The 11,762-nt window shown below is 36.8% G+C and carries 16 protein-coding genes; 11 read left to right on the forward strand and 5 right to left on the reverse strand.

Annotated features, from left to right (window positions below; genetic code table 11):
• Window positions 1–2 precede the first annotated feature (2 nt).
• From E0946_RS03880 to ffh, 11 genes are all read left to right on the forward strand, one after another.
• Window positions 3–611 (forward strand): 50S ribosomal protein L25, encoded by a 609-nt coding sequence (locus tag E0946_RS03880; protein ID WP_133201162.1) that lies wholly within the window; start codon window positions 3–5, stop codon window positions 609–611.
• Window positions 611–1,201 carry an aminoacyl-tRNA hydrolase gene (gene pth, locus E0946_RS03885; protein WP_133201163.1) on the forward strand — a complete coding sequence of 197 codons (591 nt, stop codon included), beginning with the start codon at window positions 611–613 and terminating at the stop codon, window positions 1,199–1,201. Before E0946_RS03880 ends, pth begins: the two co-directional genes overlap by 1 nt.
• Window positions 1,202–1,492: a 30S ribosomal protein S6 gene (rpsF, locus tag E0946_RS03890; protein ID WP_133201164.1), complete on the forward strand. Its 291-nt coding sequence runs from the start codon at window positions 1,202–1,204 to the stop codon at window positions 1,490–1,492.
• 8 nt (window positions 1,493–1,500) lie between these two features.
• Window positions 1,501–1,947, forward strand: coding sequence for a single-stranded DNA-binding protein (locus E0946_RS03895; protein WP_133201165.1), 447 nt, complete (start codon window positions 1,501–1,503; stop codon window positions 1,945–1,947).
• Window positions 1,948–1,962: 15 nt separating this feature from the next.
• Window positions 1,963–2,199: a 30S ribosomal protein S18 gene (rpsR, locus tag E0946_RS03900; RefSeq protein ID WP_133201166.1), complete on the forward strand. Its 237-nt coding sequence runs from the start codon at window positions 1,963–1,965 to the stop codon at window positions 2,197–2,199.
• On the forward strand, window positions 2,199–3,035 hold the full coding sequence (locus tag E0946_RS03905; RefSeq protein WP_133201167.1) for a YybS family protein: 837 nt from the start codon (window positions 2,199–2,201) through the stop codon (window positions 3,033–3,035). Before rpsR ends, E0946_RS03905 begins: the two co-directional genes overlap by 1 nt.
• Window positions 3,032–3,562: a 50S ribosomal protein L9 gene (rplI, locus tag E0946_RS03910; RefSeq protein WP_133201168.1), complete on the forward strand. Its 531-nt coding sequence runs from the start codon at window positions 3,032–3,034 to the stop codon at window positions 3,560–3,562. The genes E0946_RS03905 and rplI overlap by 4 nt, the downstream gene beginning before the upstream one ends.
• Before the next feature lie 19 nt (window positions 3,563–3,581).
• Complete coding sequence (locus tag E0946_RS03915) at window positions 3,582–4,334, forward strand: hypothetical protein (protein ID WP_133201169.1); 753 nt, start codon at window positions 3,582–3,584, stop codon at window positions 4,332–4,334.
• Window positions 4,335–4,372: 38 nt separating this feature from the next.
• Complete coding sequence (locus E0946_RS03920; RefSeq protein ID WP_133201170.1) at window positions 4,373–4,660, forward strand: DciA family protein; 288 nt, start codon at window positions 4,373–4,375, stop codon at window positions 4,658–4,660.
• A gap of 4 nt (window positions 4,661–4,664) precedes the next feature.
• The gene (gene rpe / locus E0946_RS03925; RefSeq protein ID WP_133201171.1) at window positions 4,665–5,312 is read left to right on the forward strand and encodes a ribulose-phosphate 3-epimerase; all 648 of its coding nucleotides are present in this window, start codon (window positions 4,665–4,667) and stop codon (window positions 5,310–5,312) included.
• Window positions 5,313–5,399: 87 nt separating this feature from the next.
• Window positions 5,400–6,731 (forward strand): signal recognition particle protein, encoded by a 1,332-nt coding sequence (ffh, locus tag E0946_RS03930; RefSeq protein ID WP_133201172.1) that lies wholly within the window; start codon window positions 5,400–5,402, stop codon window positions 6,729–6,731.
• A 349-nt stretch (window positions 6,732–7,080) separates the two neighbouring features.
• Here the strand turns inward: ffh and E0946_RS03935 are convergent, their stop codons facing one another.
• The 5 genes from E0946_RS03935 to waaF are packed head-to-tail and all read right to left on the reverse strand — an operon-like array spanning window position 7,081 to window position 11,628.
• Complete coding sequence (locus tag E0946_RS03935) at window positions 7,081–7,812, reverse strand: tRNA threonylcarbamoyladenosine dehydratase (protein WP_133201173.1); 732 nt, start codon at window positions 7,810–7,812, stop codon at window positions 7,081–7,083.
• Window positions 7,809–8,543, reverse strand: coding sequence for a TatD family hydrolase (locus tag E0946_RS03940; RefSeq protein ID WP_133201174.1), 735 nt, complete (start codon window positions 8,541–8,543; stop codon window positions 7,809–7,811). The genes E0946_RS03935 and E0946_RS03940 overlap by 4 nt, the downstream gene beginning before the upstream one ends.
• Complete coding sequence (locus E0946_RS03945) at window positions 8,540–9,553, reverse strand: CDP-glycerol glycerophosphotransferase family protein (RefSeq protein ID WP_133201175.1); 1,014 nt, start codon at window positions 9,551–9,553, stop codon at window positions 8,540–8,542. The genes E0946_RS03940 and E0946_RS03945 overlap by 4 nt, the downstream gene beginning before the upstream one ends.
• A gap of 3 nt (window positions 9,554–9,556) precedes the next feature.
• Window positions 9,557–10,597: an ATP-grasp domain-containing protein gene (locus tag E0946_RS03950; RefSeq protein WP_133201176.1), complete on the reverse strand. Its 1,041-nt coding sequence runs from the start codon at window positions 10,595–10,597 to the stop codon at window positions 9,557–9,559.
• Window positions 10,594–11,628: a lipopolysaccharide heptosyltransferase II gene (gene waaF, locus E0946_RS03955; RefSeq protein WP_133201177.1), complete on the reverse strand. Its 1,035-nt coding sequence runs from the start codon at window positions 11,626–11,628 to the stop codon at window positions 10,594–10,596. The genes E0946_RS03950 and waaF overlap by 4 nt, the downstream gene beginning before the upstream one ends.
• Between the last annotated feature and the right edge of the window lie 134 nt (window positions 11,629–11,762).

Consider the following 11,762-nt stretch of genomic DNA (forward strand, 5'->3'; position numbering starts at 1 on the left):
AAGTGATATTTACCATTGAAGCCCAAAAAAGAACTAACACTAAACATAGTGAATTGACTGCTCTACGAGAGCAAGGTCTTATTCCAGCAGTTATTTACGGTAAAGCTTTAGAAAGCACACCAATTGCAGTAAAAAGAAATGAGTTTCTAAAATGCTATAAGAAAAGTTTTCAGGAACTATCCTTCTATGAAATTATCTTAGATGGACAAAAATACCATACTATCTTGAAGGATAAGCAGATTCATCCTGTTTCCAGAGATTTTCTACATCTGGATTTTATGCTGGTAGAAGCTACTGCTATGATGGAATTTGAAATACCTTTGCAATTTGTGGGTGAGCCCATAGGTGTTAAAACTGGAGGTTTCCTGGAAACCTTGCAAAGAACCGTTAAGATTTCCTGCAAAGCTGAGGATGCTCCTGAAGAAATAACCATTGATATCTCTGGAATGCAAATTGGTGATTCTCTTCATATTAAAGACCTTCCTCAAGGTAATTGGCAATATAAGGATAATCCAGATACAGCATTATTAGTAGTTCTTGCTCAGAGAGTTGAGGAAGCTGAAGCTCCAAAAGAAGCTGAGGAAGTTAGTACTGAAGAAAAAACCGAGTAATGAAACTCGTTCTTGGTTTGGGAAATATAGGTAAAGATTATGAAGGAACCAGACATAATATCGGTTTTATGTGCCTGGATACCTGGGCTAAAAAACATAATCTAACTTTTAGATCAAACCAGTTATACTACTTCATTCAATATAAAAATGCTTCTCTCATCAAACCTAAAACCTTTATGAATCGCTCGGGTCTTGCTTTGAAAGAAGCATCTTTAAAGTGGAATTGCTCTGAAGCTCTAATTATTTATGATGATATAGAACTCCCTTTAGCCTCTCTTAGAGTAAGAACTGGAGGGGGTGATGGTGGTCATAATGGAATAAAATCTCTGCTGGAAATATTCCCGCCTGAAAATCTTAAGCGTATCCGTATAGGTATTGGGAGGAGTGAAGAAAATCCACGAGATTATGTCCTGGATAAATTTACCCAGGAAGAATTAAGTGCTTTAATGCCTGTTATTGAATTAGCCTGTGATTTCATTGACATTTATATTGATAAAGATTTTTATGCAGTCTTAGATGCATATAGCATCTGGAAAAAAACCTTTTCCGTTAATAATGTTCACGGAAACGATAGTCCAAAGGAGAAATGAATGAAAAACTATGAACTAATGGTGATAATTTCACCAAAACTAACCGAAGAAGAAGCAAATAAGTTGAATGAAAGTATCCTTAATATGGTCAAAGAACAGGGAAATGGAGAAATCATTAAAACTGACCCCTGGGGTTTACGAAAACTTGCCTATCCCATTAACAAGATGCAAGAAGCTTATTATTTCGTTAATTACTTCTCTATGGAACCTAGTGCGGTAAAACCCATTAAAAATCAACTCAACATTAATGAGCATGTGCTCCGTCATATGTTTATTGTTAGAGATAAATAGGAGGAACAATGGCAGACTTAAGGTTACCGCGCCTGAATAAGGTATTTATTGCTGGAAGAATTACCCAGGAACCGGAGTTAAGATATACTCCTAAGGGAACTCCTGTTGTAAGATTTACTGTTGCAACGGATCGTAGGTACAAAGATGAAATGGACCAGTGGCAATCCATGCCTATGTACATTGATGTCATAGCCTGGAGCAATCAAGCTGAAAATATTTGTAAAATTGCGCATAAGGGAACTGCTGTTTTGGTAGAAGGAAAGATTGATACAAGAAGCTATGTGGATTCAAATAACAATAATCGTAAAGTATTTGAAATCATTGCAGATCATATCCAATCTTTAGAATGGACTCCCAAAGCAGAGGGTGAAGGTGTAGAAGAAGAAGTACCCCTTCCCCAAGAAGAACCTAACTATGTCGCAGAACCCGTTACGGACGACGATGTCCCATTTTAATACTGGAGTTTTAATATGAATACTATGGATAGAAAAAAGAAACCTGCTCACAAAAAATACTGCCGCTTCTGTGCGAATAAAGACCTCGTTATTGATTATAAAAATGTGGAACTGCTAAGTCAGTTTATCTCTGATGTAGGCAAGATTGAATCATCTCGTTTAACTGGAACCTGTGCCAAACACCAGAGAAAACTGAGTCAAGAGATTAAACGAGCTCGTCAAATGGCATTATTGCCATATGTTATTGAATAGTGCCGTTTATCGCTTTACTGTTAGGTGCTTTAGCCACATTAAATCCTTTTATCGGATTATTAGTGATGATGATTTATAGCCATAGCTTCTTTCGTTTGTTGACCGGAAAACCAGTTAATCGTGCCCTAATGTTTCTCGTTTTCCCAGTAATTGTGGCTATTTTCACCTTTAATAATCCCTCAACTCTTATTTATCCCGTTGATGCCATATTTGGTGCAGGGTTAGTTGTAATTCTATATCTGTATGCTCTTATCAAACGAGGTAATCCTGTTACTGCATTAATCAATGCTGCTTTATTGATTACCGTTTATGGAGTGATTAGATATTATCTCTTTGGAAGTTTTTTACTCAACACACTGGAACAGTCTTTTGCGGAAATGGAAAAAATTATGCCTCAAGCTATGCAAAATGGGAATATAACTCAGATGAAACCTATGCTGCAAATCCTGTTACCTGCAAGCTGGACTGTATCTCAAGTTTTAGCCTTAAGTGCGGGACATCTAATATTTCTCCATTTAGGCGGAACTCATTCCGAGCTAAGAGATTTTAAACTTCCAGCGTATTACAATCTATTTATAATAGCTGTCCTGCCCCTATATTTTTTCCCTCAGTTGCATAATGTTTTTATTAATGTATTATTAGCCTTATGTGTGTTACCTATGGTAGAAGGAATTGGCGTGATTATTAATTTAATCTCAAAGCGAAAACCGAATATTCTGATTAATATCCTGGTTACTATCTTAGTACTTTTAAATTTACCCATAATGGCTCTAATAGGTTTTGCCGATATCTGGCTTGATTTTAGAAAATTAAATATTAAAGGAAATTTATCATGAAAGTTATTCTTTTAAACCCCATAGAAAAGTTAGGAAACAAGGGGGATGTGGTTAATGTTAAACGAGGCTATGCTCGTAATTACCTTATCCCAAGAAAACTGGCTATTTATGCTACCCCAAAAAATCTAAAAAACTGGAATTCTATCCAAACTAAAGCTGCTGAAGAAGAAGAAAAAATGATTGATGCAATGAAAAAACTTGACGAGCAGCTAAGAAATATGACTCTGCATTTTGAACGTAAAACGGACGAACAAAATAATCTTTATGGTTCGGTTTCGGAAATGGATATCTGTAATGAACTCGCTAAACATGGAATTAATATTAAATGTGCAATGGTCAAAATGGACAGACATATTAAGTCCCTGGGAGAAAGTTTGGTTAAAATTCATCTATACAAAGATATATTTTCAGAATTGAAGGTCGTGGTCGATAAAGAAGGTAGTGGTCAGAAGAATATAGAACCCAAGATTGATAATTCCGCTCCGGAAACTTCTGATGAAGCAGAAAGTGAAATAACCACAGATTAATATATACGGGGTGTTACCTATGAAAAAATATATGTATCAAATCTCACGCATCTTAGCCTTTGTTGCTATGCTCGTGGCTGTTTCTATGTTAAGTATTGGTAATCCGAAAAATATACCCTTTTTCATCCTGCTCTTTGCTGCTATTTTTGCCTTAGTTTATTATTTAACCAAGCGTTCAGAGGAAAACCAACGCTTAGGAAAAGCTGGAACAGGAACCAAACCTATCACTCAATTATTAACCGTAGTCCTTTTCGTTGCTCTCATCTCCATTTTAGGTTTATTAAGGCACGGAATACTTGGTTTTATCGGATGGTTCTTAGTTATTGGTGGCATCTTTTCCCTTATCTATCTTAGTGTTCGTCAGCATCAACGCCATTTTGAAATTATCACTTCCACTCCTAAGAACACAAAAGTTACAGGCATAATTCTTGCTATTATATCTATTCTCTTGCCTGTTATAGTCATTTCTTTTACTAACATTGTCCCTATAGCTAAAGCAGCTCTCGCCTTATCTATCGTTCTTTCTCTCATCGGCACTCTGGCATTTGTGGTTCTGATTTGTCTGGGATTATATTTAATAAATATTATTGGAAATAAGACCTCCAATCTTATTCTCGGTTATCTGTCTATAATTCTGGCAGCATTATTACCTGGTATAATTTTACTATTTACTTCTGCCACTACTACGGCTTGTGCCGTAATTTATATTATTGCCATTATTACAGCGCTGCTGGCTTATTTTGCCTTTAATCAGCTGGTCACAAATAAATAGCTCTAAGGGAACTTTGTTTAGACCCGAGAAGGAATATTATGGCTTTTACCTCTCTTTCTAATATCAAGAAAGAGGTAATTGATAGAATAGCAGGAGAAAAATATAAATCCTTTGTTAACCTGTATCAGCACTGGAAAGATATTGTGGGACCTCTCTTAGCTGCCAGGTCTCATCCTTTTCATTTAAAGGATTCTATCTTATATGTAGCTGTAGAAAATAACTCCTGGCTACAGGAACTTGTCCTACGTAAAATGGATATTTTAAAACAACTTAATGATAAAACCGGAGAAGAGATTAAAGATATTATATTTTTAATCAAGACTTAAGACTATGAAACCTATTCAAATTGCTGCTTCTGTGCTATCCTGTGATTTTGCTCATTTGGATAAGGAACTGTCTCGTGCCAGTGATGCTAATATGTTTCATCTGGATATAATGGATGGACATTATGTTCCTAATCTAACTTTTGGACAACCTATTGTATTAAAAATCCGTCAATTAACCAAAATTCCATTGGACGCTCATCTGATGGTTACTAATCCCGAAAATTATGTTGCACCTTTTGCCAGTATAGGAGTTAACTGGTTCAGTTTCCATCAAGAATGTGTATATCACTCTCATAGGGTAGTGCAACAAATTAAAAGTCTGGGAATGAAAGCTGGAATAGCACTCAATCCTGCCACACCTCTTTCTACTTTGGATTGTATTTTGCCCGATTTAGATTTTGTTCTTTTGATGAGTGTAAATCCAGGTTTTTCCGGACAGGAATTTATTCCTTCTGTTCTGGAAAAAATCATTCAACTAAAAGATATTATAACCAAGAATTCTTTGAACACCTTAATAGAGGTGGATGGCGGAATCAATGAAACTAATGCCTCCTTAGTGATTGCCGCAGGAGCAGATATCCTGGTTTCTGCTTCCTATATATTTGGCAGCACTGATTATTCTGCCGCTATTCGTTCCTTGAGAGGTAGTTAATTAATCTAATTTTTTAAATTTTTTCCCCATCCATAATAGCTGGTTCAGATATTAACCCGGAGGGAAAGATTATTATAAAGGTAAATTATGTTTGATTCATTAACTGATAGATTAGATAAAGTTTTCCGTAACCTAAGAGGCAAAGGATATCTCACCGAACAAAACATAAAAGATGCTTTGCGGGAAATTCGTATTGCCCTTCTGGAAGCTGATGTAAACTATCGCATTGTCAAAAACTTCATCTCTGAAGTGGAAAAAAGAGCTATCGGAGAAGAAGTGATGAAATCTCTTACTCCCGGACAGCAAGTTGTAAAGATAGTTTATGACCAGCTGGTAGCTTTAATGGACACGGAGGGATTTGAACTTAAAGTCTACAACAATAAACTTACTAAAGTGATGCTGGTAGGTTTGCAGGGATCAGGTAAAACTACTGCTTGTGCTAAATTAGCCCTTTATTATCGGAAAAAGGGAATTAAACCTATGATGGTGGCTTGTGATGTTTATCGTCCTGCCGCTATTGAACAACTCAAAATTCTCGGTAAACAGATTGATATTCCTGTCGTTTCGGAAGATACCAAAGATGTATATAAAATCGCCGAAAAAGCTTTAAATCTCGCTTCACAACAATTGATTAATCTTCTTATTTTTGATACTGCAGGTCGTTTACAGATTGATGAACCTATGATGGATGAACTGGTTCGCCTGAAAGCCCAGATTAAACCTGATTATATCCTTTTTGTCGCAGATGCAACTACAGGACAGGAAGCAGTGAATGTCGCTAAAGAATTTTACGATAAGCTCACTTTTGATGCCGTTATCCTTACCAAACTGGATGGAGATGCACGCGGTGGCGCAGCTTTATCTATTAAAGCAGTGACGGATAGACCTATTGCCTTTGTGGGAATAGGTGAAAAAATTAGTGACCTGGAAGTATTCTATCCAGATAGAATGGCATCACGAATTCTCGGTATGGGTGATGTTCTCACTCTAATTGAGAAAGCGGAACAGGCTATTGACGAAAAGGAAAGTGAAAAACTTGCCAAAAAGATGTTGAAAAACCAGTTCACTTTAAATGATTTCCTGAAACAGTTGCAAAACATCAAAAAGATGGGGTCTCTGGAATCTATTATCCGTATGATTCCGGGAATGGGACACAAACTCCCTGCCGATTTAAAGATTGATGATAAAGCATTTAAACATATTGAAGCTATCATCCAATCTATGACCGAAAAAGAAAGAGAACATCCCGAAATCATTAATGGCAGTCGCCGGCTCCGTATTGCTAAAGGAAGTGGTCAATCAGTTACAGAGGTTAATCGCTTACTTCGCCAATTTGATGAAATGAAGAAAATGATGAAACGCTTTTCATCCCCACAGGGAAAAAGAGACTTAGAAAATATGATGAAAAGGTCAGGATAAGGATTAGTCTTACCACTCTATTTTCTTTATTAAATAAATATCGCTCAAGCTTAGACAATATATTATCCACCAATAAGTTAACCCTTAGATACTCAATACTTATTATCTTTATTATAGAATACCACTGAACTCATATCAAATATTATTTATTTTAATTATTATTTGTTAAAGTTTTCTATATTCTCCCTTAGCTCTTCCTTGGCTACCTCTTTTCTCCAAACTAAGGCGGGAAACAAGAAAGAGGTAAGAATGTGATAAGAAAGAGCAGTGAAAATGTTAATATATTAGGATATTTATAATAATTATATGTGGGTTTTCATATAGCTGATGATATAATTGATGATTATTCCTACTCTACTATCTGTCTAATAATCCAGCTTGCTGCCATCATCCCCATTATAGCTGGCATATAGCTTATCGTTCCCACTTTACCACGCTCTCTGCCTCTATGAATAAGGTCTTCATCTGGACTTGAAATATCCTTAAAAATCTTTTTGGGAATTTCAGAAGAATAGACACAAGGAAAATTACAATCCACTCCCCACCTTTTTAAATACTTTCTCACTCTTCTTGCCAGAGGACAATTAACGGTCTCATTTAAAGGTGCAAGGTGAATCTGTTCCGGATTAAGTCTGTTTCCTGAGCCCATTACAGAGATAATTTTAAAATTATTTTTGACAGCATATTCCAGCAGACCACATTTAGGACCTAAACTATCAATGGCATCAAGATAAAAATCCTGCTCCTTAAGAATCTCTTCCCTATTGGTAGAATCCAGAAAAACAGGATAGGTGATGACTTCTGCTGCGGGATTGATGTCCTCTATATGCTTTTTCATTACCTCAGTCTTGGGTTCTCCTAAAGTATGATTCAAAGCATGCAATTGCCTATTAAAATTGCTCTCTCCTACTACATCAAAATCTACCAAAGTGAAATGACCGATTCCTGCACGAGCTAATGCTTCCACAGCATAGGAACCCACCCCACCTAAACCTATTACTGCCACTCGGGAATTATTTAACCTTGCCATTGCTTCTGACCCGACTAAAAGTGCAGTTCTACTGAATCTTACTTCACTCATAATTTTCCCTGCGTCAACTCTATAAAGTTTTCATACTGAGTAGTAAGTATTTCTTCAGCGTCTACTCTGCATTGCTTTTGCACCTGCTCAAATACATCCACTAATCTTAATAGTGGGTTATGTTCTCCTGGCAGGACATAATCTCTGGTTATATCGGTCTCCAAAAGATATCTTTTATCATTTATCATTTCCTGCAAGAGGTTATGCTTATCTGGTCGCAAAATTCTTTCACCGATAGTAAAATAGCTATTAAGACGAGAAAGTAAACGATAGCCTTCCAGGCTTCCAGCATACCCATGCACCAGATATTTCAAAGGGTAATGCTTCAGCAATTCATAAGCTTGTTGCTGATAACCAACTATATGCAGCACCACAGGAAGCTGATAATGTTTTGCCAGCTCCAATTGCTGAGAGAAAAGTTTTATTTGCTTTTCTATATCCTTGCCATAGCGATCCAGACCTATCTCTCCTACTGCCCAGACACAATGTTCTGCACAGACCCCTTCTATATCTTCTAACTCTAAATCACATCCAGCATAATGAGGATGAATTCCAGCACTAAAAAGCACTCCTGGCAAAGAATGCTGACGATGAAAGGCAATCTCCTCTTTAGATAAGGCAGAAGAAAGGAAATGAGTAATTCCTGCTTCCTTTGCCTCTTTCAGCAAAACTTCTACTGGTATTATCTGATTCAAGCTTGCCAGATGACAATGTGCATCAACTAATCTCATTTTTTCAGCTCCGGAAGTATCTTTAAAATTTCATTTGCTACCCGTAATCCTGCCTGTCCATCCAGTTCATCAAAGAAAATGGAACTCGCTTTTCTTCTTTCTTCTCTCAATTCTTCTGGATGAGCTAAACAGCGTTCTATGGCGGGTTCCAGTTCTTCAAAGGTAGAGATTTGCCAGGTACATTTAGCTAATATCTCTTCTATCTCGGGTACAGTTCTCTCGCATGCAGGTACTTTCCAGGTTATAATGGGTTTATCTAAGGCACAACACTCTGCCAGAATAGAGGAAGTATCACCGATACAGACATCGCTTTCTGCAATATATTTTAAGGGACTCTCTTCTTCTATGAGCTTCACTCCTTCCGTGTTCTTAATAATTTTAACATATTTTCTGGACATCCACGGATGCAATGTGACATAAATATCATATTTCGTGGATAAAAGTCCCAGCTTATCTGCCCAGAGATGAATGGCACTCATTTTGCTTTTATCATAGGTAGCAGTGAAAACTATGATAGGTTTATTATGTAACGACTTAACTGATTTATTTATATAGGGATCCAGCTTAGGGTAACCAACGGCTTTGCCACAGGTTACTCCTGCTGCTTCTGCATTGGCTAAATCGGATTTACTGGAAAAAAAGAAAAGAGTGAAGGGTCTATAATTAGAGGGAGAGGTCATCTTTTTAAAATGGTAAGCACCGTGATTCATTCCAATCTTTATAACCTTATCAGAGGGAAATTTATGCGCTGCCACCCGGCACATTATCACTGCTTTAGGAAAGACTGGCATCCTTTTACAGTTAAATCCCTGCTTCTTTAGCGCTTTAGCTGTTTTAGCTTTATCCGTAACTATAGTCAGCTCCTGGAGATACTTTTGCACGGGTAACCACATCTCCATATCCACTGGTGTATGACAATAAAAAACTGTATTCTCTCTGGGCTTGAAGATATTTAATAAAGACCAGGTAAAAGAATAAAAAGGTTTAAGTAAAATGCCTGATAATACCATTTTTTAGCTACTTAGAAAAAGGTCTAAACCATAAGCTAAGTATTCTTCAAAGGACTTCTTTTCTTCCACAAATTTCCAGGTCCCCGCTTCCTGAACATAATACCCTTTTCCCATTATTATGGTATATATCCCAAAATGTTCCGCTTGGAACTCAAACAGATATAGCTTCCCTTCCTTATCTTCCCCCACATCAATAGAAAGATAAGGAGAATGAATCTTATGATGCAATTCGCTGGCGAAATCAAGAAGTTTCACCGGAAGGGGAAAATCAAAGGAAAATTTCTTTGCTCCACTGGCACGAAAATCGTTCTTCCGGGTCAATCTTTTACTAACAAAGTATTTCTCTCCAATGGCAACAACTCTATAGTCATAAGTTAAATCTGGAACAAATTCCTGCAACACAAAAGGTATCTCTGGTGTCATATAATCTTGATAAAGTAGGGCATCTTTGAATAAATCATAATCTGGATAACCTGGTAGTTTTTTATATTTCCGAAAATATTTTCGGCGGAAAAAATCAAGTTTCTGCGCTATACTCGGTTGCTTCTCCAGGCTTTTAATCTTTTTTAACAAATCCTCCTCATCTTTAGCGAGAAATACACCTTTGGCATTGGAGCCAGTGAGAGTTTTCAAGACGACGGGATATTTTATTTCGTAATTTTTTAGCTCTCTTTTAGAGCTGAAATAGGCATTCCATAACCCTTCAATATTCAGCTCTCGTCTCAGGAGAACCTGCCAGCCCTTATTCTCGTGACAACAAAAAAGTTCATACGAAGGAATGAGAGTGTCACCACAAGCTAAGAGATATAAAAGACAATCTCTTATGTATTGTTGCAAATTAAGGCGATGACTAAAAGTGTAGAAAACGATTTTATTCTCAATCTTTACTTTATCATTCACTACTTCGTGAAATTCATTCATTTGCACGGCATACCCTAACCTCTCCAGTTCTCTAACTAAAGACAGGGTATCAATGCTAACCCAGGGTTTTCTGGTTTGTCCAAAGAAACCGTCATATCCAACGAGTAAATTTATCTCTTTCATTGTATTTCTTTAACCTCGCTTTGTAACATTTCTTTCGCATATTGTAACACCATTTCCGGAGTAATGTCCTTCATACAGCGGAAATGACCTTCAGGACATCTTTTATGTCCGTGTTTACCACAGGGGCGACATTTTAAATCTACCTGCACTACTCTATCGCCCTCTCTATAAGGAAAGCAACCAAATCTTTGAACTGTAGGACCAAAAATAGCCAGAACAGGAGTTTTAACTGCGTTTGCCAGATGCATAGGAGCACTATCATTAGTTATAATCAAACGACAATTGCTTATAAGTTCAGCAGAACCGAGGATATTAAAATTGCCTGCACTATTAAATGCCTGCACTCCTGCTTTTTCTATGATTTCCTGGCAAAGCTGACTTTCCTCACCACTTCCTATCATCACGCATTGATATCCTTCTACAGTTAAGGCTTTCACAATTTCTGCATAATAATCAGGCAACCAGCGTTTTGTTGGCCAAACCGAACCTGGTGCTATAGCTATCATCTTTTCTGGTGTGAGTTTATTACTATGGATATACTCCTGCACCTTTTTTTGAATTTCAGGACGGATAAAGAGTTCTGTTTGATAATCAAATTCCTGATCGCTTAAAGCTTTTAGTAATAACAATCCTCTTTTGACTACGGGCACACCTTTAGGTAGATCAATGGTTAAGTTTTTAAATTTCTGTCTGGGATAACCAAGACGAATCTTTGCTCCACTAAAAAGCATAAGCAACGAAGAAGAAAAAGATATATGCACGGATATAGCTAAATCATAATTATTCTTTCTTAAAGTATGCACCAATTTTATAAAAGAAGGAATCCTCTTTAATAGATTTCGTTTATCAAAGAGGTAGATATTGTCCACATACGGATTATCCTGATAGATAATTCGGGTCTCCGGAATTAGAATGATATCCACTTTTGCTTCAGGATATAATTGTTTCAAAGCTCTCGGAATGGGAGTGCTCATAATCACATCGCCAAAAAAGGCTGTCTGAATAAAGAAAATCCTCTTAATCTCTTTCATAATTCCTGTATAAGCTCAATATATTTAGAAATCATAATCTCTTTATCAAATTTCTGTGCTTCAGATTTACCTCTTTCTGCCATTCGGAACCTCAATTCTGGTGAATTGGCAAGTTTTAAGATAGCATCTTTTAA

The sequence above is a fragment of the Candidatus Syntrophosphaera thermopropionivorans genome (assembly GCF_004353895.1).
In the GTDB taxonomy this organism is placed as follows: domain Bacteria; phylum Cloacimonadota; class Cloacimonadia; order Cloacimonadales; family Cloacimonadaceae; genus Syntrophosphaera; species Syntrophosphaera thermopropionivorans.